This window comes from Photobacterium satsumensis, from assembly GCF_050336935.1.
GTDB classification, from domain to species: domain Bacteria; phylum Pseudomonadota; class Gammaproteobacteria; order Enterobacterales; family Vibrionaceae; genus Photobacterium; species Photobacterium satsumensis.
Map to the genome: position 1 here is coordinate 946354 of NZ_JAKJSK010000007.1, position 24475 is coordinate 970828.

Genomic DNA, 24475 nt, shown 5'->3' on the forward strand with positions numbered 1-24475 from the left:
CCTTAAATTTATCTACTCCAAATTGACTTTACACTGTAATACTGGTTGGTGATAATTAATGAAATATAACGCCAAATTATGGTGTGAACAACGCTACCACCCTATCTAAACCATTGTGCCATCAACACTAAACTGACTTGAAGTGAAAGCGCCAAGCGTTGTGAATCACTCTTAAATTTCTTGTTAGGCGCTTGGCTTATTGGCAGAGTTCGTCAATCATTTGCTCAAAGTTAGGGTACTTTGATTTGGCTGCGTCTATGATTTTAGACACTGAGCTTTCATTTAACGGTGCCAAATCCTGAGCAAAGTGCAAAAACTCATTATTTAGGGGGCGCTTCAAATCAGGATAAGCAACAGCCTCGTATGGCCCAAGACCATTTGCAAACAACCAAACATAGTCCCCAAAGTTTTGTGCAACCACCCCGACTTCACCTTCAGAGCCAAAGAAAACAATAGGTTGTTGCAAAAGATCTTCGACACTGTTGACCAGCCAAAAAGCAGCGTAACCTCCAGAACCATCTTGACCAAAGATTAAATATTCATGTCCATTGAGTGAAGAATTACCAGTCCATGCTTTAATCCATTCTGATGTTTCCTCTTGCGAATAGAAATCGTCATATGGTTCAAAATCAATTCCCTCGCCGTCTGCATAGTCAATTTCTATTGAGTGCAGTTTTTTTAATTCATCTGGAAAAGCTCTATTCATCTAATCACTCCATACTTTCTGGACAACGCCTAACGCCTGCCATAAGTTGCGCCACGACAAACTCACCAAGCACACCAAGCACACCAAGCACACCAAGCACACCAAGCACACCAAGCACACCAAGCACACCAAACTCCATACCAAAACTGCGGAGTAAAATGCGTCAATTTAATGGGTTTATAGTTTCGTTCGTTTGATTATATCCAGCTGGGCATACATGTTCGCTAGACCTAGTATCGCATAGTGAAATTTTATCTAGATGTTCATGCCAATCATTAAATGCATCATCAGAAACCCCGCCTTTCCATAGTTTACGAATGTGGTATGTGCTATCTTCTCCAACGATTACCAACTGAATACTTTTTATTGACATGCTTTCCAAACCACAATCCGTTTTCCAAAGCAGAGAGGTATAACCGTTTCTATCTCTATCAGTAATCAAGGTAGATAGAAAGGTTTCACATGTATTCACTCCAGGAGCATCAACGTTAAAGCGTAACTTTTTTGCACTTTCTTTACCTGAAATGATATTTACAACGTATGTAGATTCTTTGTCATCACTGCTTTTTAGCCATAGATGAGACTTTAATCCAGGCAATTCCTTATAGTGAGTCGTGTACTCTTCACTATTTAATGGTGGTTCAGTCAGTAAATTTTCACCGTGGTACCAACCATCTGAGTTCATGGTAGTCACAGCCTTACATCCAGCTAAAGCAGTTACTATTAACACAGGAATAATTCTTTTCATATACGTAAACTCCGTTTTACGACTAAATTAAAAACAAACATAACGCCCGGCATAAGGTGAGGCCTGACTAACATACAGAGCCATTGAACTCCAGACCAAAACTGCCGAGTCAAACGAGTCACCTTGATGCCTTTGTTATAAGTTTGTCTGAGCCTTTACTTCCAATGTTGATATAACGAAATCTATATCCTGTTGAGAAAATGAGTCGAAATCGATATTTATCAATAACTTACCACCACCATAGATGTTAACTCTAACGCGATTATTCATATCAGGCTCTCCAAATTGTAGAACTTGATAGCCATTACTAAGCTTCAACTCAATTAAGTTGCCATCAAAAGGTGAGAAAAATAAACGATAAACCAGTGATGTCGTTATGATTTCAATTTCATCTAAACTGTAAAACAAGCTCAAATCACTGGGAGAAACATTGAAAAAATATTTTGTTAATTCAAAATCAGAACGAAGAATATGATCATCAATCAATTCATTAAGATTACTGTGATTAAGGTCGTAATCTTTAAAGCTATCGGCAAAACTGGGTGCCATTGACTTGTCATCAATAGCTATTGAAATGAAACCTGTAACACTTTCAAAGGAATAAAGGTGCCCTTTGTATATACTTGACTCATCATAATAATACTCATTTATAGTATATGGAACTTTTAGCCTCACAAAACCTAATGATATATCGGTTGACTTTTCAGCATATTTATTAGTAACAATAATATCTCGTTCTTTATAATAATTTATTTTCTCAATACCACCAATCCGTTCAACAATTTTATTAACCATGTATATGGAATACATTCGCGGCAAAAAATAAAACAGAGTTATTGTCATTACAAAAATCATTAACAATTTGACTGATGTTTTTCTAAACATTATTTCCCTATCATTTACTTATAACGCCTGCAATAAGGTGTGCGCCACTGAACCAACAAAGCGCACTGAACTCCATACCAAAACCGCCGAGTGTACCACAGTCCACTTGAGCGCCTTGTTATGTGTATGATGCTGAATTATCTTTTCTTTTTTCGTAAGCGATCACCGAGCATAGCAAAGAAGCTATAAAATTGATGCGCTGGAGCAAGACCACCACGAACTACTTTAGCGTGTTCTTTTTTGTACTTTACTACAGCTTCTTGTGCTGATTTAGCAAGTACAATCTCACCGTCAACAAAAAAACCTTGAGATAGCAGTGCATTTTTACTTTCTTGGAAATCACTAGCTTGCATATCTAGTAAAGTGAAATTGGCTCCGTCACTTTCACCAGTAATAAAGAATTGATACTTGTTAAGCTCCATTAATTGCTCCTTATCCTTAAAACTTACTACTCATTTTTTCGATCTTTGAGCAAGGTGTGCTTATATCAAAAATACACATAACGCCCGCCATAATTTGCCCGCCCCATAACCTAAACAGACCACCATAAACACATAAGCCATTTCATACCAAAACAGCTCCGTAGTAAGGTCAACTTGATGGCCTTGTTATGTTTATCGGCCATCAGCATGGTCATATCACATGATAAAATGCAACTGGAGCATATTTATGAGTATTCAAAAATCCTTAGCGGGACTTATACTTCCTTATTGACCTAATTATTGTGAATAACATCGGAAACCCGATTAATGCATAAAAAGCCATGGCAAAAATATACTCATTTTCGTTTATTAGCGGCCATTTATATGTCTTGACTACCGACCATAATGAATATAAGCAATAAGCAACAAATGCAAGTAAAAGTACTTTCACACTTTTCGAATATAAGTAACCAAGATATCCGATGAAAAATGATAATGTCAGCACAGCAACAAAAACCATTGGGGTCCTTATTGCCAACTCTACTTCATATTGTCTAGAAATGAATGAAAAACCATTCCATACAAGAAATGCCAGCACCAAAACATATAGTGATTTCAACAAATTCAAAATCATATTATCACCTTGAAACATAACGCCTGCAATAAGTTGCCCCGCGCTAAACTTACAAAGCACACCGAACTTCATACCAAAACCGCCGAGTGTAACGGGTCACCTTGATTGCTTTGTTATACATTTACATCAAAAGGATCAATTCGAAGAGATATAATATCATCTAACACCATGATTGTTCGGAGTAAGCAGCGTTTAGCTTCATGTTTAAAAACCTCTGCATGTACACCTTTATTAGATAAATTTGTTAATTTATCTAGCTGCTGGGCAAGACTCTCAATTGAGACTGCTACCAGTTCTATGTTTGTAGAGCTACTTCGTTCATTACTTGCAAATGCTAATAACCTATTTTTATAGTGTCCTTTGCCCATCTTCCTGCCGTTAACATCTTCAGATTGAGGTGGAAATAATTGATCAGCTATATACTCAATAATTCTTCGACAAGATGCGGATACCTGAGCGTAATCTTCATTTACTTCGGCTCTATTATAGGTCCTCAACGCAGACCATAATTTATTACCTATTTCAGGAGCAGGATCAGCAAGCCTACAGATAACTTGATCAGCTAATGACGCTAAAGAGTCACCTAAAGCACTTTTTAATTCAGCGACTCTCCGTGCATGCTCAAAATTATGATACTTATCAAAAAAAGTGAACTTTCCATTCAATGCTTCAAAATCTGCAGATGTGAAGCCTATCTTTAATAACTCTGGTATATGTCCTTCATTTTTGGATTCATCAGATATACCATCCCAGAATAGATTAACCTTATTTCCAATAATTCGATAATAAGGGACAAGGCTACCAGCATACGCTTCCCAATGAATAGGGCTAGTTTCATCAACTTCAATTGCTCCAAGGTAGTAGCTAACATCTCTGAGCATTTTGTCAATCTCAGTTGCATCTGAAAAGCTTATACTCTCAAATGACATAACCCAAACATTATTATTTGCTAATCTACAAATAGTATCATCAGTTATTGAGTGCCATATATGTGTTCCTGGATTTAGTAATTCATTGAATACACTAATGAACCTTTCAGGATTTGAATGATGAACTGTTTTATGCTCACTAATTACTTCAACATCCATTGTCAAATGATGTAATAGAAAGTCACCTTGAAATATCTTTGAGTTAAGATCCAATGTTCTCGAACTTAAAATAGCTCTCATTAAAGCCTTTCGTATCGGGTAGCCATAATATCCACCTAAACTTTTATCATCTGCATCAAAATGGAATGAAACTTTCATTCAATATTATCCTCTTATGTATAACAGCTTTATATAAAGACTATTTCATCTTTACAATTCTTCATATCAACCAATCTAATCATGACTAATGAACAACATCAACCATAAAAACAATCAGTTAACGGGAGGTTATAAAGCAACCAACTGACAAATGAAGAGTTATTCATCATATCCCCATCATCATTTTCGATAATTGACCTACTCCATAAATTTCTTGAATACCATCCCTATCATCTCATTGAAAGCGAGAGGTACATCGCAAGTAATAACAGTCCATTTCGCTCTTCATATTGTGCAAATTATCTTCAATAATATTTTTCAACGAGTATAAATTATGAGTAACTCACCCTTTTTAAACTCCATCAAAAATCATATGTTCTCTCGCCATTACAAAAAATTGACCGTCGATTCTTATACCTATTGGATACGTTCCTATATCCTTTTTCACAACAAACAACACCCAACCATGCTAGATTCAAAGGATGTTGAACAATTTTTAACACACCTTGTAGCGAACAAAATGGTAGCAGCAAACACGCAAAGCACTGCGCTCAATGCTCTAGCATATTTGTACAATCAATTTTTGAAAAAACCTATTGAGCCTGATTTAACATTCAAGCGTTCTACTCGGCAAAAAAAGATTCCCATCGTGCTAACTCAGCATGAAATTTCTACACTTTTTAGCAATATCAAACCCAAATTATTATTACCCTTTCAATTAATGTATGGCAGTGGTTTACGGCTATCTGAAGCACTCCAGTTGAGGTTTGGTGACATTGACTATGAATACGGAGCACTGCGAATCTGGCAATCAAAAGGAGGGAAGAACCGGACTGTCACTTTAGCACCTGAATTACAGCCTGAACTGCAAAATTAGCAAAGATTGATTGAACACTACTTTGCAAAAGATATTCAAAATAGTCATTTTTCAGGAGTCTGGCTTCCTAGAGCATTAGCAAAGAAATACCCTAAAGCGAACAAAGAATTGCACTGGCAGTTTTTGTTTCCCTCGTCCCACCTATCATTAGATCCTGCAACAAAAGCGTTGAGAAGGCACCATCTTCATCGAACCACTTTAGGGAAAGAGATTAAACAGCGTCCTACGATCTGGTTTTAAGAAGAATGTAACCTGCCATACATTGCGACACAGTTTTGCCACTCATCTGCTTTCAAGTGGTGCAGATATTCGAACCGTGCAATCACAACTTGGCCATAGCGATGTTAAAACAACGGAGATTTATACCCACGTATTAAAAAATGGCGCCTCTGGTGTAAAGAGCCCGTTCTCAAGCCTTTAAGCACGCTACCGCCTTGGATATAAACAACCCAATGCCAATTTTTGTAATCAGTTAACCGTTATATCGCATATTTGGTTGGTATTGTTTTTGGCTTTATCATTTTTTGAGATAGTACACATACACTTACATTCATGACGAAAAATCATACAAAACCCTCATACTCACGCATGCGCAAAAGACAACACGAACAAATGCATCTGGTCTTTTTGAGCACCATCACTACTGTATACACAGGTGTTTATACAGTGGTTTTTACCTGTATACAGTACTGTCTCTGCCTCTTATTAACTCCTACCACTAAAATCTACTCGTTTAGCAAGGAGATTCTAATCATTATGATGATAGCGTATTTTTCTTTAAAATCAGCAATTTATATTAAAAACATAAAAGCCACCATTCATAAACATATCTATTTTGTTCAATACAATGCAAAAAACACTTGCAACAGCGCCTAATTAAAACTACTGTATAAGCATACAGCATGTATAAATAAACACTGTTTGAGGATGAAGGATTATGGCTGCTTACTTTGAACACCAAAACACAGTTTCTGCTTCTCAGGTCTACAAAGCGACGTTTGCCGCTCAAGCTGAGGGCTCTTCTTCTCCTCATACCGTTAATTGTCCGATTGAGGTATCGTTTAATGACGAAAGCCAGGCCCAATTGGCCTACTTTTTACGTATCCTCAAACAAGCTAGCCAGCAGAATCGCTGGATCATGTTTATTGGTCAGAGTGCCCTCGTTGATAAGAACTTATTGAAAAGCGCTGGCATCGACTTAAACAAGGTCTTGGTATTGACCAATAAAAAAAGCAAATCAGATCAAGAACTGATGGAAAAAGCACTTCGCAGCGGGAACTGCAGTGCTGTCATTGCAACAGGTGACATCCAACATTTTGCCAGCTATGCCATCCGTGAAGCTTCAGATGCAGGTGCTAGCTATGCATTTGTTATCAACCGTGACGATAAATCGCAGATCACATACCACTGAATACCCTCTCGAATTCCAGAGTTATGCTCAGGAACTAAGACTTAATTCTTTTCTATACTTACAAAGCCATCAGCAATGCGGATGGCTTTTTTGATCCAGTACAATGAATGGTGTAATTAACTATTATTTACGTGATCTACATCACTTCCGCCGTGCAAATCAAGAAAAATCCATCATAATACGCCTGAAAATTATAAAAATTCAGTCGTTATAACCGGATGTAAAAATGGAAAAGAAACTGGGATTAGGATCGCTAACCGCTTTGGTCATCGGCTCAATGATAGGTGCGGGTGTATTCAGCCTTCCTCAAAATATGGCTGCTGTTGCCAGTCCCGCAGCAGTAATAATCGGTTGGACAATCACTGGTATAGGAATGATTTTCCTCGCCTTGGCTTTCCAACACCTTTCGCGGCTTAAGCCTGAAATCGAAAGCGGTGTCTTTGGCTACGCTCAAGCTGGCTTTGGCGATTTCGTTGGCTTCTGCTCGGCATGGGGCTACTGGCTTAGTGCTATGCTGGCCAATGTCTCTTACTTGGTAATTGTATTCAGCACTTTAGGTATGCTGTTCGATACTCCCGATATGATGCTGTTTGGCGCGGGGAATACTTGGCTTTCCGTCATCGGCTCTTCTGTATTATTGTGGCTAGTGCATGCACTGGTGTTACGCGGTGTCCAAACCGCAGCCATGATCAACATGGTCACGACCTGTGCCAAGCTGGTCCCGTTGTTCCTGTTTATTTTCTCAGCCCTCATTGCATTCCATTGGGATACCTTCGTGTTCGATTTCACCGGGCTGCATTTTGGTGAACAACACGATCTGTTGTCCCAAGTAAAAGGCACCATGCTAATCACAGTATGGGTGTTCATTGGTATTGAAGGTGCAGTGGTGGTTTCAAACCGCGCTAAGAACCGAAAGGATATCGGTCGTGCAACAATTTTAGGCTTGCTAACAGCATTAACCATCTATGTATTTGTGACTTTGTTATCTATGGGCGTGGTCAGTACGGAACAGTTGGCTACTTACCAGAACCCTTCTATGGCTAAGGTACTTACCGAAATCCTTGGACCATGGGGGAAATACATCATTGGTGGAGGTCTTCTTGTCTCTGTCTGTGGTGCTTTCCTTAGTTGGACAGTGCTTGCCTCTGAAGCACCATACCTGGGTGCTAGAGGTAAGATGTTCCCAATCAGCTTTGCTAAACAGAACGAAGCGGGGAGCCCTGTTAACTCGTTATTGCTAACAAATAGCTGTATTCAGATCAGCCTTATCTTTGTGATGTTTGCCGGAAGTACCTATGACACTCTGCTTGCTATTGCGTCAGAGATGATCCTTGTCCCCTACTTCTTGGTAGGTGCATATACATTGAAATTGGCGATTGAGCGCAAAGACCGTGGTTCATTGCTCATTGTAGGCCTGTGTGCAAGCCTATACGGTCTATGGTTGCTTTACGCATCTGGGCTAAACTACCTTCTACTTTCTGCATTGCTGTATGTACCCGGACTGTATTTCTACATAAAGGCCAAACGAGAGCAGCAAACCCGCCCGTTTGTCGGAAAGGAAATGACAGCAGCCAGCATACTGACTGCCGCGGCTTGTCTAGCCGTTGGGATGTTGTGGAAAGGTATGATTTAAATACAAAAAAGCCAGCGTGATAAACGCTGGCTTTTATTCTTCCTGAACAAATAAGCATTCAGAGCATATGCGCTCTAAGCACTTCCCCTTCATCGTCTAGCTTGATCATCTTGCACGTTGTTTTGCTTTCAATCTCAACTAGTTGAAGCTCTTCTAACGCATAAGGCAGCTTAATCATTAGCTCGTCAATATGCTCTGCACGGGCAAGCCGTAACAAACGAATCAGGTTGTTCGTGTCACTAATATTAGTTGATAGCACTTTCAGTGCTTGCATCTGCAACTTCTCTGAGTCTGTCATTCCATTTGGCATTGAAGAAGTCCATGTTATTTCAAATGCTGGAATCAGCGCCTTAAGCGCATCGACAAATGTTACTCTCTGTTTGCATGATGCTGACAAAAACGTTGTGTAATCAAAAACAACATTGTCTGGATTTGAGAATTCAACTGATGTTTCCATATTCATCCTTTTAGAAACATAACCACTGTTGTTAAGAACTCATCTGCATCTCGATAAATATACCGTTAGCTAATAACCACTATACGGCTAACTTAAGCTTGAGCTATGTCTAATTTCTGAAAATATGGTGTTGATCTGCTTTTCACAAGCAAAAAATCAAGATGGAAATACCCACAAAACAATTGATTAACATCAATAAAACCTTGAGCACACAGTGATCACCATCTTGAAAAATAATTTTTTTTCACCTCTGATTAATTGATAAATGTAATTATTTACTTTAATTATTTATCAAAACAAATTTGCAACATATATAAACAAAAAGGCCGACAAACATTGTCAGCCTTCCATTTGGTTAAATAATGCTAGTTTTAAAATTGATAATCTGATGGAATAACAACGACTCCATTAGGAGAAATAACAAATCGCTCAGCATCATGTTTCGGGTTCACACCAATTTCCGTCCCTGCCGGGATAACAACATCTTTGTCAATAATGCAGTTCTCAACATGTGCACCTTCGCTTATCACTCCCCCTTCAAAAACAATACTGTTGATAACTACCGCTGCGTTCTCAATTTTAACCTTGGGAAATAGCACGGAGTTCTGCGCCGAGCCCCCCTTGATGGCTACCCCATTAGAAATAATAGAATTAATGAAGATCCCTTCATTACCCGCAGGTGACGAAACCGTTCTTGCTGGCGGCAACTGTTGTTCGTAAGTACGGATTGGCCACTCTTTCTGATAAAGATCCATGGGTGGATAGTATGACAACAAATCCATATTGGCTTGATAAAACGAATCAATGGTACCAACGTCTCGCCAGTAGGCGTCTTGACTTACTCTACCCGCTGAACCGCCAAATTGATAAGCATAAACACGTTCACCGTCAATCAGCCCTGGGATAATGTCGTTACCGAAATCATGACTACTCGAAGGGCTAAGTGCATCTTTTTCTAAGGCGTTTTCCAATGCCTTCATCGAAAAGATGTATATCCCCATCGAGGCCAAGCAGGAATCTGGATTATTGGGTAGTGACTGGGGATCGTCAGGTTTCTCAGTAAAAGAGTAAATACGCTGGTATTCATCAATGGACATCACGCCAAAGGCGTTGGCTTCTGATTTTGGCACTTCCATACAAGCAACGGTTAAATCTGCTTCATTTTCGACGTGTTGCCTAAGCATCGGCTCATAATCCATGCGATAAACATGATCGCCGGAAAGTACAACGACGTATTTTGCCTCGCTGCGGGTGAGTAAGTAGAGGTTTTGATAGATGGCATCTGCCGTACCCTGATACCAACTATCACCCGTGCGCATTTGTGGAGGAACAGCTGTAATATACTCACCGAGCTCAGGATTAAAAATAGACCAACCGTCCCGCAGGTGTTTTTGCAAAGAGTGTGATTTGTATTGAGTCAACACCAATACTCGACGTAAACCAGAGTGCAGACAATTCGTCAGTGTGAAATCAATAATTCGGTATTTACCACCAAAAGGGACAGCAGGCTTGGCTCTGTGGTCGGTTAATGGTGACAATCTCGAGCCCACTCCACCGGCCAAAATAACGGTAATTGCTTCCTTTTTCATCCTATTCCCCTAGCGCACATTATGTTATATAGAGAACAGAGCAATAATTACGCCACAAAGAATGACAGTTAACCAACTGATAATTAACGCTAAAAATAAACAGAAATATAAATATCGATCAAATTGCACCAATATGGTGAGACAATATTCGGCATTGCACAAAAAAAGCCCTTTGGGTGTATATCCGCACCAAAAGGGCAACTTATACCCAAAGATCCTCAAGTACTTTTAAGAATCTTAGGCATTTATTCATTCAAAATCAGGGTTATGGACGCTCGCCCGCCGCCAACCGGCGCTCAATATCTGCCACCACTTCCGGCATCTCTGCAATGGTGTCGATTTGGTAATGCGCACCTGATTGGGCAAAAGCATCTAGCGCTTTAGCACGCGCAGCTGCCAATGTCGCTTCATCTGCTTGCTCAAACTCCTCTTGAGTAAGCCCCGCTTCGTTACCAGACAATAGCAACGCAACCGTCCACATTCCCGCATTTAGGCCTTCAGTAATCCCCGGAACAGAATCATCCACTTTAATGCACGTTTTCACATCTGAAACTGCAAGGTCAATCATATTCTGCAGCAACATATAGGGTGCTGGGCGACCACCAGCAGGAAGATCATCTGTCGCTACTGCGCAATCTGGACTATAGCCTTTTGCTTTCGCTGCTGGGATTAACGCATCTAGAACAACGCGTGGGTAACCGGTACAAGAACCTATTTTGATCCCCTCTTCACGCAGGCCATCAATGACGTTTTTTGCACCAGGGATCAGATCGGCATGCTCGGCTACTTTGGCAATTTGTAGCGGCATAAAGGTCTGGTAGATTTTATCAATATCTTCTTTCTGCATTGGCTGTCCGAACTTTTCCTGCCAACGCTTGCTCACTTCAGGTAATTGGCCAACGGCTTTGATGTGATCCCACTTACCAAGCCCCATAGGTACACGTGCTTCGGCCAGTGAAATATCAAAATCGTATTCGCGGCGGAATGCTTCTACAAAAATGGTCGTTGGGGCAAATGAGCCAAAATCAACGACGGTACCCGCCCAATCAAAGATTACTGCCTGAACTTGCTTCGTCATTTTCTATTCCTTTTAAATCTCATTTTCTTCCAGCAGCGAGTTTTACTACCAGCTAGATAACAATCGGTGGTTCAATGGATGATTTTCGCTAATTTTTAGCCTTGAACTTCACAAATGGCCTGCTCTACCATGTCCATAGCGCGCTCAAGATCATCTCGCTCAATGATTAATGGTGGACTTAACTGCAATACGTTACCCTGTGACACTTTAAAACTCATACCTAGTTCAAGGCAACGATACATTACTTGCTCGGCTTCTTTTAATGCACGCTCTTTGGTGTCACGCGAGGTGACAAGTTCAACGCCCCAAAGCAAACCAACACCGCGTACATCACCTATAAGCGGATACTTCTGTTTCATCCCTTCGAGGCGATCACGCATGTAAGCTTCGTCGTTCTTTACTTTGGCCAGCAAATTCTGCTGTTCAATCACTTCGATTGTCGCTAACGCAGCCGCGCAACCAATGGGGGATTTTTCGTGGGTATAGTGGCCCAATGAAATATGCGATGCGGTGTTGTATTTTTCTTTGGTGATCATCGCCGCAATCGGTACTACACCCCCACCTAACCCTTTCCCGATACAGAGAATGTCTGGCTCAATACCAAACTCCTGATAGGTGAACCAGTTACCACTGCGCCCCATACCATTGGGAATATCGTCAATGATCAACATGACATTGTGCTTATCGCAGATTTCACGAATGCGCTTCCAGTAAGCTTTACTTGGAACCTGCACATCGGTGTTTCTGATGCCTTCTGCGATAAAGGCACCAATACCGCCCTCTTTCTCGATCACATATTCAAGGTAGTCGGCATAATGCACATCGCTACCGTCTTTTGCCGGAAATGCACCACGGTAAGTCACCGCAGGTGGAATTCGCTCGACGCCAGCCATCAAAGGCCCCATCCCTTCACGGAAACACGCTTCACCGCCTACAGAGATCGCATCAAGGGAAGCTCCGTGGAATGAATCCCACAGAGACACCACTTTGTAGTTTCCGGTCACATATCGGGCAAGTTTTAAAGCCATGCCAATCACTGAGGTACCACCCGGCGCGAAGAGCACTCGATCAAGATCACCACCGGCAATGTCTGTGAGCTTTTTTGCGCAATCAATCGCTGTCTGGTTAGTAAAACGACGCGGCGAGAATGGTAGCTCTAACAATTGTTTTTGAATTTTTGCCACCACATGAGGATGCCCGTAACCCAACTGGTGAACATTGTTGCCATGAAAATCCATGTACTTCTTACCCGCGGCATCTTCAATATAGATACCTTCGGCACCGACCAGTGCATCAAGGCACGGAGTCGACATCGCTTGGTGTAAAAAGACATTGCTGTCTTCTTCCAGCATTTTCTGAGTCATTGGGTCAGCAATGCTCTGTGTCCATGCAACACGCGCCGGGGTTATATTCGTATCGCCTTCGCTGCGCAATGACTGAGCGTTAAGTGCCGTATTGTTTTGTTGAGAAGTCGTTTTCTGAGTCATCATTCTTCCCTACGCCCAGTACATCGCAGTTTCGATAGCGTCAATCAAACGATGCATATCCTCGTTATGAACATCACCAATGTTACCGATGCGGAAACAGTCGGCGTTAGACACTTTACCTGGGTAGATAACAAAACCTTTTTCTTTCAAAATGTTATAGAACTTTTTGAACTCATAATCATCAGCTTCCGGCGAGTAGAAAGAGGTAATGATTGGTGAGTGCAGTGACTGATCCAATAGGCACTTAAAACCCAGATTTTCCATACCGGTAACCAAGATCTGCTGGTTAGACGCATAACGTTGATAACGTGCTTCAATACCACCTTCTTCTTTAAGCTCTTGCATGGCTTGGTAGAAAGCACGCACAGTATGGGTTGGCGAGGTAAAGCGCCATTTACCGTGGTTCTTTTCCATACATAGCCATTGATCATAAAGATCCAGAGACAATGATCGGGCGCGACCTTTGCATTTTTCCAGTTCGGTCTGTTTTGCAATGATGAAACCGAAACCGGGTACACCCTGAATACATTTGTTGGCAGAACTGATCAAAAAATCAATCCCCAGCTTGCCCATATCTAGAGGAATACCACCAAAACTGGACATCGCATCGAGGATCATGATTTTATTGCGGGATTTAACCGCATCACACACGGCTTCAACGGGATTCAACATACCGGTTGTTGTTTCACAGTGCACCATCGCCACATGAGTGATTTCCGGATCATTATCAATAATATCAGCGACCTGTACTGACGAAGGTTGTGCAACTTCACCGAGTTCAATAATGGTGTGCTCAATATTTAAGTACTGTGCAATTTGACCAATGCGCTCGCCGTATGCACCGTTATTAACCACCAGTAATTTACCATCCTGTGGAATAACCGTACCGATTGTCGCTTCAACCGATGCCGTACCGCTGCCCTGCATCAGGACACTTGTATAACCTTCAACACCCGTCGCCAGCTCAACTAACTGTTTACGGATCACTTCTACAATGCCTTTATTGTATTCGTCATCCCAAGTACACCAGTCTTTTAGCATTGCTTCACGAACGGTACGGCTCGTTGATAGTGGGCCAGGGGTCAGTAGCAGATATTGATTATCCAAGTTTTCCATTGTCTTAATTCCGATTTGGACTATACCAGTTTCAACAAACTATAACGATCTTGGCAGATCGCTGTAAATCCCCCGACCCTATAATTAACAAAAGCTTCATAATCCTTTTATTTTCCGTCACCATCTCTTATTAACGTATGATATTTTACTGTCAAAAAGGTCCAATAAAACTGTTAGCAAAATGAAATATCACAATCATTGAACTGTCATATTTTCTGCCTAGCATCTTCCATGTCGAAACAATCTGGTAAAGACCAAGGATTTCACCTTAAATATTTTCGCTTGGTCACCCCAATATTCATGGAGATGAAAAAATGAAAAACCGTTGGATGATTGCCCCTCTGACTGCAATTGCAGCCCTTACCGCTTCTTCTGCATTTGCTGCCGAGGAACTGACGGTATACACCGCTTTCGAAACTGACATGCTCGCTAAATTTAAAAACGGTTTTGAGAAAGCAAACCCAGATATCAAAATCAATTGGGTACGTGATTCAACCGGAATCATGACTGCGAAGCTGTTGGCAGAAAAAGGGAACTCCCACGCCGACGTTGTATGGGGCCTAGCCGGCTCATCAATGGCGCTTCTTAAAGAAGAAGGCATTCTTAAGCCCTATACACCAGAAGGTATTGAACAAATCCGTACTAACTTGGTTGACCCACAAGAAAATAAAGCGTGGTTTGGTAACGACGCTTTCTTCAACGCCGTTTGTTTCAACGAAATTGTGGCTGAGCAACAGGGCCTCGCAAAGCCAGAAAGCTGGGAAGATTTGCTGAAGCCTGAATATAAAGGCCATATCGCGATGCCAAATCCAGCCTCTTCTGGTACCGGTTACATGCAGGTATCAGCATGGATCCAGTCGATGGGTGACGATGCTGCATGGCAGTACATGGAAAAGCTGGATAACAACATTGCTCACTACACCCACTCAGGCTCTAAGCCGTGTGTACAGGCTGGCATGGGTGAAGTGGCTATCGGAATTTCGATGGCCATCCGTGGCGCCACCCTGAAAACACAAGGTGCACCGATCGATATCATCATGCCTAAAGGCGGCGTGGGCTGGGAAGCCGAAGCGGTTGGCTTGGTGAACACGGAATCAGAGGCAGCGAAGCGCCTGGTTGATTGGTCTATCTCTGAAGAAGCGAACAAGCTTTACAATGCGTTCTACCCTGTTGTTGGCCATAAATCTATCAATGCCCAAGTGAGCAACTACCCTGATGTAGAAAATGCGATGGTTGATATGGACTTCGGTAAGATGGCGGTAAGTCGTGAGGATGTACTGAAAACTTGGTCTGATAAGTTTGATGCTAAATCCGAGCCACGCTCATAAAGAACACAAACTCAATCAAAATTAATACGCTAAGCGTGACGGTAATGCTGTCACGCTTTCTTTGTTTTTACAGGGTCGCCATTAAAGCTGGAAATAAGGTTGGCGCGCCAAAATACCTTCTTTCGACTCCAAACCTTCTTGTTGCTCTGTTTGAGCATCAAGCTTTGCTAGTTCTTTTTTCATTTCCGACAGCTCACGTTCCATATAAGAAATATTACGGATCAACATTTTTCTTTCCATGATGCTTTGCCTCAATCAAAAAAACACACATATAAAATAAAGGTATAGACCTATATAGAATATCAATCTGACGAGGTGAAACCGTGGTAACCTAATCAAATTCTTTTTTAGTACGGCAAAAAAATACGATATTCAGTAATGGTTAAGTATGAACCAGTCGTAAATTTTTTCCAGAAAAGAGCCCTTCTCGTACAACTTCTTTTTTTCGTAAAATGTATGTCATTTAACTGTAACTGACTACCACTATGTTTGGTATATACCAATTTAAGTGAGTAGAACCATGGAAACGTATCTGAAGATTGAAAATGTCAGCAAGCAATTCGGACAGTTTACTGCACTAAACGACATTTCCCTTAATATCAATCAAGGTGAATTTGTTTGCTTTCTTGGCCCTTCAGGCTGCGGTAAAACAACCTTGCTGCGTGCCATTGCCGGGCTTGATCTGGCGTCTTCAGGCAAAATTACCCAAGGCGGTGATGAAACGACGTTCCTTGCACCAGAAAAACGTGACTTTGGCATCGTATTTCAGTCTTACGCTCTGTTCCCTAACCTGACCGTAGCTGAGAACATCAGCCTTGGCCTACGCAACCAAGGAAAAGATAATAAAACGGTCAGCGATACCGTTAATCATTGGCTAAATGTTATCGGTCTACCCGACTCCGGTGTGAAATATCCGAATCAACTTTCCGGTGGCCAGCAGCAACGCGTTGCCCTTGCCCGCGCTCTATCATTATCACCAGGTTTGTTACTTCTTGATGAACCTCTATCAGCTCTGGATGCAAAAGTACGTTCTCACCTGCGTGAAGAGATCCGCCGCCTGCAGCGCCAGCTAGGCATAACCACCATCATGGTTACCCACGATCAGGATGAAGCATTGGCCATGGCCGATCGAATAGTCGTAATGAACCACGGCGTGATCGAGCAAGTAGGTACACCACAAGAAATTTACGAAAACCCAGCATCACGTTTTGTGGCTGACTTCGTCGGGAACATGAATTTTATTCCAGCTTCTGTTGTGAGCGACAGTCAAATTCGTATTGGTGAATCTTTGCTGCCTAAGCCGTGTGATGACCTAAAACGTGGTGATTTAGTTGAATTGGGCCTACGCCCCGAGGATCTTCATTTCTTAGAGGTTGGCCAAAAGAACGGCTCGAGCTTCCCTGTTCAAATTAAAGAGCTGGAATTCCAAGGTACTTTTGTTCGCGCCGAGTGCAAACTTCAAGGTGAGCACCAGGGTAACATGCTAAAAGTAGACGTACCTATCCGCGAATTACGTGAACTTCAACTAGAACGTGGTCACTTCCATTACGTGAACATGTCGAACAAACACACCCATATTTTTCACGCACAATAAAGAGCCTGGATACAGAGATGAATGCAAACACAAATGTAATAACCAGTGACCGTGCGATGGCTCCACGCCAACCAAGTATTGAGCAACGCTTAGCGGTATTTAGGAACTCGCTTAGCCGAGACAATATCACTCTGGCTGTTATTCTCTTTATCATGTTGATCATCATGGGGATCTTTGTACTCGGCCCAATGTTTGCCATGCTGCAAAAAAGTGTGCTGAACAACCAAGGTGAGTTCGTTGGCCTGCAAAACTTTGCCAATTATTTCTCTTCAGCGGCACTGTGGCAATCGTTGAAAAATACCATCAGCATCGGTTTGATTGTGACGTTCTTTGTTGGTTTCCTGGCCTTTGGTTATGCCTATGCCCTAACCCGAAGTTGTATGCCATTCAAAGGATTATTCAATGTCCTTGGTGCAGCACCCATTTTGGCACCATCGCTCCTTCCAGCGATCAGCCTGATCTACTTGTTCGGCAACCAAGGTATCGCCAAAGATGTGCTACTGGGCAACTCAGTATATGGCCCTATCGGCATTGCGATCGGTTTGATCTTCTGGACCTTCCCGCACGCGGTAATGATCCTGACCACGTCACTGAAAACATCCGATGCCCGCCTGTACGAAGCGGCAAAAGCCTTAAACACCTCATCATTTAAGACTTTTTTCGTGGTGACCCTGCCAGCCGCCAAGTACGGCCTGATCAGCGCCTTAATCGTTGTTTTCACCTTGGTGGTATGTGACTTCGGTGTACCTAAGGTTATCGGTGGCAGCTACAACGTATTGGCAACTGACATCTTCAAGCAGGTCGTCGGCCAGCAAAACTTCTCAATGGGTGCGGTGACCAGTGTTATCCTGCTTATTCCTGCCATCCTAGCCTTCACTGTTGATCGCTGGGTTAAAAAGAAACAACAGGGCCTATTCGACTCACGCTCTGTCGCTTACACACCAGAGCCTAACAAATTACGTGATGGTCTGTGTTTCCTATTCTGTACCCTGATTTCACTGTGTATTTTGACGGTCATTGGCATGGCTGTTTACGGTTCACTGGTTACCTTCTGGCCGTGGAACCTGACCCTAAGCCTGAACAATTACAATTTTGCCCAATTTAGCACTTATGGCTGGGCCCCTTACTTCAACTCTATCAAGCTGGCGAGCCTAGTTGCGGTGTTTGGTACGATTGTGATTTTCATTGGCGCCTACTGTGTCGAAAAAGGCCGTGCCTTTGCGCCAATCCGTAACTTGCTTCAGATGATTGCGATTATTCCAATGGCAGTACCGGGCATGGTATTAGGTTTGGGCTACATTTTCTTCTTCAACAACCAAGCTAATCCTATGTCGGTTCTCTACGGCACCATGGCGATATTGGTGATCAACACAGTGATCCACTATTACACCGTGGGCCATATGACAGCACTGACTGCGCTCAAACAATTACCCGCAGAAGTAGAGGCGATTTCGGCATCAATAAAAATGCCACAGTACAAGGTGTTCTTCAAAGTCACTCTACCTGTATGCCTACCTGCCGTATTGGAAATTGCGGTCTATATGTTCGTCAATGCCATGACCACGACATCAGCTATTGTTTTCCTGTATGCGACCAACACTATGCCGGCATCCGTGTCTGTGCTTAACATGGACGATGCAGGTCAAACAGGTCCGGCAGCAGCAATGGCAGTAATGATTTTGATCACTGCCGCTGTAATAAAACTTAGCCACGTTGGCACTATCCAGCTAATTGAACGCTATACCCAAGCCTGGCGTAAGCGATAGGCACAGAACGTAACATTCCAAACTGTGCCAATCATTCAGTTACGTGATAATTATCACCAAACGGTAATGGAAAATAACATCTATTACCGTTTATTCTTTTTCTACAGCACTTTAGAAATGATAACGATATAATGCCAATCCGATTGCTTTTGCCCTCAACAACAGTAACTCAAGGGTAATCGAATTTGCATTTACATAGGGTCAATTGTGCAATATCTAAAAATCATGGAAGCCATCAACGAACAGATTGATGCAGGCCTTCTTGCGGCAGGAAATAAATTACCTGCCGAGCGTAAACTCGCTGAGTCATTCAACACCACAAGGGTAACCTTGCGTGAGTCTCTCGCTTTATTGGAAGCGGAAGGGAAGCTCTACCGAGAAGACCGCCGGGGCTGGTTTGTCTCGCCTACCCCGCTGAGCTATGACCCTACCTATACCACCAACTTTCCGCAGATGGCAAAAGAGCAAGACCGTATTGCCCGCACAGATCTCATCGATGCCAAACTAATGCCTGCCAGCCGACGAGCGGCATCATTACTCAAAGTGCCACCGTTATCTGAAGTATATCGTGTCGACCGCCTGCGCTTTCTCGATGAACGCCCTGTCGTGGTTGTTACCAACTTTATTTTGCCCAAGTACTTTCCCAACTTACTTGAGAAGTCATTTACCTCATCACTGACGACTCTCTACCGAGAAGAATACGGCGTGATCTATTCAAAAACCCGTTATCGTGTCAGTACCACGTCACTGCTCGGTGACACGGCGCAGCACCTGAGAGCAACAGCGGGAAGCCCTGCGATGCTGGTCGAACGTCTGAACTACGATCAGAATGACAACGTTATTGACTGTGACTTGGAGTACTGGCGGCACGATGCGATTTGTATAGAGTCGGTCGCAGAGCTATCCAAGTAACGATACCGCTTTTTGTTTAGATGCATCAAAGCCAGGACCTTTCGAGCCCTGGCTTTTTATTATTTACAATCAATAGTTAAGCGATAAGGAACTAGGCAACAACCACAAAGAAGATAGCTGTTGAGATAATACCAATTAATGCATAAGGCATCTGAGTGAGGGCATGCTGCATCGCAGTACAACCTGACCCTTGAGCCGACAATACGGTTGAATCACTAAAGAAGCATGAGTGGCTACCTGCTGCAGAGGCAGAAAGCAACGCACCGACCGTAATATGAACGGGTACACCAAGGTGAGCACCTAGCGGGAAGACAATTGGCATCGCTACCGCAAATAGGCCCCAGGAGGATGCGGTTGCAAATACCAAGGCTGTCATCACCAAGAAAATGATTACAGGAAACAAGGTTGGTGATAACCATGGCGAAACCGCCTCGATAACATATTCCGTCAGCCCCAGTTGGTCATTGACGTTTTTCAGCATGAAGCCACCAACGACGGTTGCCAAAGGAACCATCATGACTTTGATCCCATCATAGATAGCATCAAACATCGAACTCAAAGATAGCAACCGCTGCATACCATAGAAAAAGATAGTAAACATGATAGCGACAAAGACACCGGCTAACAGGTCAATATCAAAGTACCAACTTGCTGCAACTAGCACGACCATAGGTAACACAAAGTTCAATACACCCAATGTGGCGTTTGAATGTGGTTTGATGTTTTCACCAAAGTTAATTTCAGTCGCACCCTCTGGCTTTACCTGCCCCTGCTGAGCCCGCAGTTCTGCCTTCTTCATTGCCCCAATATTTGGCAACTTGTCCATGGCAACCAGGAATACCACACCAAGCGTCACCCAGCCATAAGCCATATACGGGATAGCCTGAATATAGACACTTAAACCTTCACCAGAAGCCGCTATATCATTGCTTTCGAGTAACGAGCTAAAGAAAATAGCCCATGTCGAAATAGGAATGATGATACAAATGGGTGCAGCAGTAGAGTCAACAAGGTAAGCCAATTTCTCACGAGAAATTTGGTAGCTATCTGTGATCCTCTTCATTGATGATGAAATGGCGATGGCGTTCAGATAATCATCAATGAATACCAAGATACCTAACACAAAAGTCAACAGCATCGATTGCTTACGACTTTTCACTTTATTGACTAACACCTGGCTTAGGCTAAGGATACTGCCACCTTTCTCAAGGATAGCGATTAACCCTCCCATTAAGCCGCAGACCAAAATGACCCAAGCAATCGTTTCATCCATCATCACGCTCATCGATACATCGACAACACCACCGACAAACTCGGTAGGTTCGATCATCAAAAGTCCCATGATGGCCCCACTAAACAGTGCTTCAACAGTACGGTGGGTTAAAAGAGCAAAGGCCAGCACGAATACCGTTGGTAACAAACTTAGCCAACCATATGCCTGCCCCTCTTCATGGAGGCTGCCAATCGATGCAAAACCGATGATGGCGCCAAATACAGCAAACAGATAGAGCCAGTAACTACTATTGAACTTCACCGGTGTTTCAAGCACCGTGTTTTGGGTTGTCATACAAATTCCCTCTTCTTTAGGCGGAATGCAGCATCCATTCAACTTCTAATGGAGTTACAGCACTTTCGAACTCAGCAAGCTCACTTTGCTTGCAAGCATGATAAATGTGTAAAAACTCTGTAGGTAAGTAATTCCCAAATTCCCCTCTTTCTAGTTCTGTGAGTGCATCAGACATACGAGTGGGAATGGACGGAGCTGTCTCACTCAGCACTTCCGGGCATTGTTCTGGAGTGAACGTCTCTGCGGCAAGTACATTGGCTAACACGACCGAAGCCAATATATAGGGGTTAACATCTGCACCAGCAATACGGTGTTCTATCCGGCGGTTGTTACTGTCACTCATCGGGATTCTTAAGGCGACACCACGATGGTTATGGCCCCAATCGGCTTTCGTTGGGGTATATGATCTGGCCGAGAAACGGCGGTAAGAATTCACATTTGGACAAAGCAGTGCAATGGAGCTAGGAACGGCATGAATCATTGCGGCTAGGGTTTGATAGAAAAACGGGCTTGCTGCACCATTTCGATCTGAAAACAAATTCCTTCCGGCCTCATCCACCACGCTCAGATGGATGTGCTGTCCATTACCCGCCTCATGGGCAAAAGGCTTGGCCATAAAGGTGACATCGAAGTTATGCAGATGAGCCACCTGACGAATGAGTCTTTTGGCCAGTAAGACTTGATCACAGGCATTAAGCACATCTTGTTGATGATTGAAGTTAAGCTCAAATTGACCCGGGGCAGATTCAGACAGTGCGCCTGATGTATTCAGCTCTTGCTCAGCCGCTGCAGTATTAAGATCAGAGAGAAAATCAGCATAATCATCGAGATTCTCTATGTCATATACAGCGGTATCTCTTTCTTGCATCCTTTTCTTTGGATTGAAAGCGGGCTTAACTAAGCCATTCTCCATCCGACTCTTATCAACCAGATAGAACTCCAATTCCAATGCGACAACAGGAAACTGACCTTTACTATGAAGCTGTTTTTGTAAATCTTCTAAAACATTACGAATGAATAAAGATGTCGGCTTTTCGCCTGATGCGTCCATCATCGTCAGGAGCAATTGGGCTACATTGGGGTTTACCGTTCTTGTTAACGTATTCGCTATCGGGAAGCATAAATGATCCGGTTCTCCCAACTCTTCACCCAGCCCAGCTTCCTCTACTACGCTTCCCGCCATGTTCAAACTAATTGTTGAGACAGGAAGAGGTACACCTTTTTTCACTTTTCCCAGCGCTTTAATGGGAATACGCTTTCCACGCGGACACGCATTAATATCCGTAAAAACCAAGTCTACAAATTCTATTTCAGGCCATTTTTGTAAAAAATTTCTGACCTCAGAATCAAATGCATCCATACATTATTCTCCCAGGAGATTTCTTGATATCAGGTGTTGTTGGTTTTGATCGCCCATCAATTATTTAGAACGCAAAACTAATAACACAACATGTAGATATGAAAAATATTTCTCTTAAATTAACAACTTACCCAAAAACAAGAGAAACACCAACACACCAAACCTGAAACAAATTATTAACATAAACCCTGAAATGCTCAATATTTCGAACACAAATAATCTTCAAAATTGCCATTTTGGTGACAGAAATCACAAAAAACGCATTCAACACCCCAATCAAACTTGCGGTAACGGCATTCGATTTGTAACTTAAGTGTTAAATATTTCGAGCAAGGAACAACAACAATGAATAATTTGCCAGTCATTGCTATTGCATGCTGTGAAAAGACGTTGAGTGGCTATGCTATCCAATCTGTTAACCAGTTTTACATTGATGCAGTCTCTGACTTTGGCGGCGTTCCGTTGCTATTCCCTGCAGCAGCCAAAGGCAATCAATTACAAAACCTATTAAAGAATGTTGATGGGATTTTATTACCCGGTAGCCACTCAAATGTTGCCCCCCACCGCTACGGGGCAAAACACAATGAAAATATGATTGATGAAGGCCGTGATGATTTAGTGTTTCAATTAATTGAACAAGCCATAGAGAACAATATTCCAACACTGGGTATTTGCCGAGGCTTCCAAGAGATCAATGTTGCGATGGGCGGATCACTTTATCCATTTGTCCATCAAGCCGGCTTTAATGATCATCGCGAAGATGCCACAGATGATTTCGCACAAAAATATACAGCAAAGCATTCAGTGATGGTTGAGCATGGTGGTCATTTCTCTCAATGGCTTAGCGAACAGAAAGAGATACCGGTTAATACCTTACATAACCAAGGAATTAAAAAGCTCGCGCCGGGCCTACGCGTTGAAGCTTGTGCGACCGATGGTTTAATAGAAGCTGTTAGCCTTGATGGCCATCCTTATTTTGTTGGCGTGCAATGGCACCCAGAATGGCAAGCAAAACAAAATCAGTTCTCTCAATTTTTATTTAAACACTTTATTATGGCTTCATCACAACGAAATGGAGTCAGGCTAAGTGGACAACGAAGCGATAGGAAAAAAAATCGCCAACTTACGTAAGCAAAAAGGGTTATCACAACGTGAGTTAGCCGAAAGAGCACAGATGACAAACAGTGCCATCTCGTCAATTGAAAACGGTAAGGTCAGCCCTTCCGTCAGCTCTTTGCAGAAAATTGTTAATGTATTTTCTCTTTCTTTGTCCGAGTTCTTCACCTTCGAACAAGACAGAAAAGAAAAAATAAAAGTCGTCATTCCTGAAGATGAATTAGTTGAAATAGGCAGTGAAGCTGTTTCGATGAAATTAGTCAGTAATGGCACGACTGAGCGAAAAATGGGGTTTCTTATCGAAGAATATAGCCCCCACTCCAGCACTGGTGCTTCAGAAATTCGTCACGAAGGCGAAGAAGCCGGCACCGTGCTCGAAGGTGAAATAGAACTGGAATACAACGGAGAAATATACCTTATTCGTCAAGGCGAATCGTATCTCATTGACACGACCATTGCCCATAAATTTACAAATAGATCCGACAGGGTTTGCAGAATTATTAGCGCGCACACACCAGCGACTTTCTAGCACCCTGTCCTTT

At 42.6% G+C, this 24475-nt stretch carries 22 protein-coding genes and 1 pseudogene; 9 read left to right on the top strand and 14 right to left on the bottom strand.

Annotated elements, in window-relative coordinates; genetic code table 11:
- Positions 1 to 196: 196 nt before the first annotated feature.
- The 6 genes from L4D79_RS15920 to L4D79_RS15945 form a co-directional block, all read right to left on the bottom strand.
- A complete protein-coding gene (locus L4D79_RS15920) occupies positions 197 to 706 on the bottom strand; it encodes an SMI1/KNR4 family protein (protein ID WP_428652528.1) in 510 nt (169 codons plus the stop codon).
- 4 nt (positions 707 to 710) lie between these two features.
- Positions 711 to 833 (bottom strand): hypothetical protein, encoded by a 123-nt coding sequence (locus L4D79_RS15925; RefSeq protein WP_428652529.1) that lies wholly within the window; start codon positions 831 to 833, stop codon positions 711 to 713.
- Positions 834 to 869: 36 nt separating this feature from the next.
- Complete coding sequence (locus L4D79_RS15930) at positions 870 to 1454, bottom strand: hypothetical protein (protein ID WP_428652530.1); 585 nt, start codon at positions 1452 to 1454, stop codon at positions 870 to 872.
- A 135-nt stretch (positions 1455 to 1589) separates the two neighbouring features.
- Entirely contained in the window at positions 1590 to 2249 is a 660-nt protein-coding gene (locus tag L4D79_RS15935) for a hypothetical protein (protein ID WP_428652531.1), read from the bottom strand.
- 227 nt (positions 2250 to 2476) lie between these two features.
- Positions 2477 to 2761 (bottom strand): hypothetical protein, encoded by a 285-nt coding sequence (locus tag L4D79_RS15940; protein ID WP_428652532.1) that lies wholly within the window; start codon positions 2759 to 2761, stop codon positions 2477 to 2479.
- A 747-nt stretch (positions 2762 to 3508) separates the two neighbouring features.
- Positions 3509 to 4642 (bottom strand): hypothetical protein, encoded by a 1134-nt coding sequence (locus L4D79_RS15945; protein ID WP_428652533.1) that lies wholly within the window; start codon positions 4640 to 4642, stop codon positions 3509 to 3511.
- A 334-nt stretch (positions 4643 to 4976) separates the two neighbouring features.
- Here L4D79_RS15945 and L4D79_RS15950 point away from each other — a divergent pair.
- From L4D79_RS15950 to L4D79_RS15960, 3 genes and pseudogenes are all read left to right on the top strand, one after another.
- Positions 4977 to 5940: pseudogene (locus tag L4D79_RS15950) on the top strand (integron integrase).
- A gap of 516 nt (positions 5941 to 6456) precedes the next feature.
- On the top strand, positions 6457 to 6930 hold the full coding sequence (locus L4D79_RS15955) for a cell division inhibitor SulA (RefSeq protein ID WP_428652534.1): 474 nt from the start codon (positions 6457 to 6459) through the stop codon (positions 6928 to 6930).
- A 226-nt stretch (positions 6931 to 7156) separates the two neighbouring features.
- Positions 7157 to 8563 carry a basic amino acid/polyamine antiporter gene (locus L4D79_RS15960; RefSeq protein WP_428652535.1) on the top strand — a complete coding sequence of 469 codons (1407 nt, stop codon included), beginning with the start codon at positions 7157 to 7159 and terminating at the stop codon, positions 8561 to 8563.
- Between the two features lie 58 nt (positions 8564 to 8621).
- Here L4D79_RS15960 and L4D79_RS15965 read toward each other — a convergent pair whose 3' ends face one another.
- The 5 genes from L4D79_RS15965 to phnW all read right to left on the bottom strand — a co-directional run bounded on the left by L4D79_RS15965 (position 8622) and on the right by phnW (position 14281).
- Positions 8622 to 9020 carry a hypothetical protein gene (locus L4D79_RS15965; protein WP_428652536.1) on the bottom strand — a complete coding sequence of 133 codons (399 nt, stop codon included), beginning with the start codon at positions 9018 to 9020 and terminating at the stop codon, positions 8622 to 8624.
- A gap of 371 nt (positions 9021 to 9391) precedes the next feature.
- Complete coding sequence (gene glgC, locus L4D79_RS15970) at positions 9392 to 10609, bottom strand: glucose-1-phosphate adenylyltransferase (RefSeq protein ID WP_428652537.1); 1218 nt, start codon at positions 10607 to 10609, stop codon at positions 9392 to 9394.
- A gap of 265 nt (positions 10610 to 10874) precedes the next feature.
- Positions 10875 to 11687, bottom strand: a complete 813-nt coding sequence (gene phnX, locus L4D79_RS15975) for a phosphonoacetaldehyde hydrolase (protein ID WP_428652538.1) — start codon at positions 11685 to 11687, stop codon at positions 10875 to 10877.
- A 95-nt stretch (positions 11688 to 11782) separates the two neighbouring features.
- On the bottom strand, positions 11783 to 13174 hold the full coding sequence (locus L4D79_RS15980; RefSeq protein WP_428652539.1) for an aspartate aminotransferase family protein: 1392 nt from the start codon (positions 13172 to 13174) through the stop codon (positions 11783 to 11785).
- Between the two features lie 9 nt (positions 13175 to 13183).
- Complete coding sequence (gene phnW / locus L4D79_RS15985) at positions 13184 to 14281, bottom strand: 2-aminoethylphosphonate--pyruvate transaminase (RefSeq protein WP_428652615.1); 1098 nt, start codon at positions 14279 to 14281, stop codon at positions 13184 to 13186.
- 323 nt (positions 14282 to 14604) lie between these two features.
- Here phnW and L4D79_RS15990 point away from each other — a divergent pair, with 323 nt between their 5' ends.
- Positions 14605 to 15618: a putative 2-aminoethylphosphonate ABC transporter substrate-binding protein gene (locus L4D79_RS15990; protein ID WP_428652540.1), complete on the top strand. Its 1014-nt coding sequence runs from the start codon at positions 14605 to 14607 to the stop codon at positions 15616 to 15618.
- An 81-nt stretch (positions 15619 to 15699) separates the two neighbouring features.
- Here L4D79_RS15990 and L4D79_RS15995 read toward each other — a convergent pair whose 3' ends face one another.
- Positions 15700 to 15858: a hypothetical protein gene (locus tag L4D79_RS15995; protein ID WP_428652541.1), complete on the bottom strand. Its 159-nt coding sequence runs from the start codon at positions 15856 to 15858 to the stop codon at positions 15700 to 15702.
- A gap of 280 nt (positions 15859 to 16138) precedes the next feature.
- Between L4D79_RS15995 and L4D79_RS16000 the strand changes: the two genes are divergently transcribed.
- The 3 genes from L4D79_RS16000 to phnR all read left to right on the top strand — a co-directional run bounded on the left by L4D79_RS16000 (position 16139) and on the right by phnR (position 19890).
- Positions 16139 to 17212 (top strand): putative 2-aminoethylphosphonate ABC transporter ATP-binding protein, encoded by a 1074-nt coding sequence (locus L4D79_RS16000; protein WP_428652542.1) that lies wholly within the window; start codon positions 16139 to 16141, stop codon positions 17210 to 17212.
- 56 nt (positions 17213 to 17268) lie between these two features.
- Positions 17269 to 18978, top strand: a complete 1710-nt coding sequence (locus tag L4D79_RS16005; RefSeq protein ID WP_428652616.1) for a putative 2-aminoethylphosphonate ABC transporter permease subunit — start codon at positions 17269 to 17271, stop codon at positions 18976 to 18978.
- A 207-nt stretch (positions 18979 to 19185) separates the two neighbouring features.
- Positions 19186 to 19890 carry a phosphonate utilization transcriptional regulator PhnR gene (phnR, locus tag L4D79_RS16010; protein ID WP_428652543.1) on the top strand — a complete coding sequence of 235 codons (705 nt, stop codon included), beginning with the start codon at positions 19186 to 19188 and terminating at the stop codon, positions 19888 to 19890.
- 91 nt (positions 19891 to 19981) lie between these two features.
- Here the strand turns inward: phnR and L4D79_RS16015 are convergent, their stop codons facing one another.
- Entirely contained in the window at positions 19982 to 21457 is a 1476-nt protein-coding gene (locus L4D79_RS16015) for a Na+/H+ antiporter NhaC family protein (RefSeq protein ID WP_428652544.1), read from the bottom strand.
- A gap of 16 nt (positions 21458 to 21473) precedes the next feature.
- On the bottom strand, positions 21474 to 22817 hold the full coding sequence (locus L4D79_RS16020; protein WP_428652545.1) for a glutamine synthetase family protein: 1344 nt from the start codon (positions 22815 to 22817) through the stop codon (positions 21474 to 21476).
- 345 nt (positions 22818 to 23162) lie between these two features.
- On the opposite strand from L4D79_RS16020, the gene L4D79_RS16025 reads away from it, so the two are divergent.
- Together L4D79_RS16025 and puuR are read left to right on the top strand one after the other, a co-directional pair.
- Entirely contained in the window at positions 23163 to 23948 is a 786-nt protein-coding gene (locus L4D79_RS16025; protein WP_428652546.1) for a gamma-glutamyl-gamma-aminobutyrate hydrolase family protein, read from the top strand.
- Positions 23905 to 24462, top strand: a complete 558-nt coding sequence (gene puuR / locus L4D79_RS16030; RefSeq protein ID WP_107351570.1) for an HTH-type transcriptional regulator PuuR — start codon at positions 23905 to 23907, stop codon at positions 24460 to 24462. The genes L4D79_RS16025 and puuR overlap by 44 nt, the downstream gene beginning before the upstream one ends.
- Positions 24463 to 24475 lie beyond the last annotated feature (13 nt).

Excerpts from the sequence above, each read along its gene's own strand:
- L4D79_RS15920 (WP_428652528.1), bottom strand. The coding sequence starts at position 706 with ATGAATAGAGCTTTTCCAGATGAATTAAAAAAACTGCACTCAATAGAA.
- L4D79_RS15930 (WP_428652530.1), bottom strand. The coding sequence starts at position 1,454 with ATGAAAAGAATTATTCCTGTGTTAATAGTAACTGCTTTAGCTGGATGT.
- L4D79_RS15935 (WP_428652531.1), bottom strand. The coding sequence starts at position 2,249 with ATGGTTAATAAAATTGTTGAACGGATTGGTGGTATTGAGAAAATAAAT.
- L4D79_RS15940 (WP_428652532.1), bottom strand. The coding sequence starts at position 2,761 with ATGGAGCTTAACAAGTATCAATTCTTTATTACTGGTGAAAGTGACGGA.
- L4D79_RS15945 (WP_428652533.1), bottom strand. The coding sequence starts at position 4,642 with ATGAAAGTTTCATTCCATTTTGATGCAGATGATAAAAGTTTAGGTGGA.
- L4D79_RS15955 (WP_428652534.1), top strand. The coding sequence starts at position 6,457 with ATGGCTGCTTACTTTGAACACCAAAACACAGTTTCTGCTTCTCAGGTC.
- L4D79_RS15960 (WP_428652535.1), top strand. The coding sequence starts at position 7,157 with ATGGAAAAGAAACTGGGATTAGGATCGCTAACCGCTTTGGTCATCGGC.
- L4D79_RS15965 (WP_428652536.1), bottom strand. The coding sequence starts at position 9,020 with ATGGAAACATCAGTTGAATTCTCAAATCCAGACAATGTTGTTTTTGAT.
- glgC (WP_428652537.1), bottom strand. The coding sequence starts at position 10,609 with ATGAAAAAGGAAGCAATTACCGTTATTTTGGCCGGTGGAGTGGGCTCG.
- phnX (WP_428652538.1), bottom strand. The coding sequence starts at position 11,687 with ATGACGAAGCAAGTTCAGGCAGTAATCTTTGATTGGGCGGGTACCGTC.
- L4D79_RS15980 (WP_428652539.1), bottom strand. The coding sequence starts at position 13,174 with ATGACTCAGAAAACGACTTCTCAACAAAACAATACGGCACTTAACGCT.
- L4D79_RS15990 (WP_428652540.1), top strand. The coding sequence starts at position 14,605 with ATGAAAAACCGTTGGATGATTGCCCCTCTGACTGCAATTGCAGCCCTT.
- L4D79_RS15995 (WP_428652541.1), bottom strand. The coding sequence starts at position 15,858 with ATGGAAAGAAAAATGTTGATCCGTAATATTTCTTATATGGAACGTGAG.
- L4D79_RS16000 (WP_428652542.1), top strand. The coding sequence starts at position 16,139 with ATGGAAACGTATCTGAAGATTGAAAATGTCAGCAAGCAATTCGGACAG.
- L4D79_RS16005 (WP_428652616.1), top strand. The coding sequence starts at position 17,269 with ATGGCTCCACGCCAACCAAGTATTGAGCAACGCTTAGCGGTATTTAGG.
- L4D79_RS16015 (WP_428652544.1), bottom strand. The coding sequence starts at position 21,457 with ATGACAACCCAAAACACGGTGCTTGAAACACCGGTGAAGTTCAATAGT.
- L4D79_RS16020 (WP_428652545.1), bottom strand. The coding sequence starts at position 22,817 with ATGGATGCATTTGATTCTGAGGTCAGAAATTTTTTACAAAAATGGCCT.
- L4D79_RS16025 (WP_428652546.1), top strand. The coding sequence starts at position 23,163 with ATGAATAATTTGCCAGTCATTGCTATTGCATGCTGTGAAAAGACGTTG.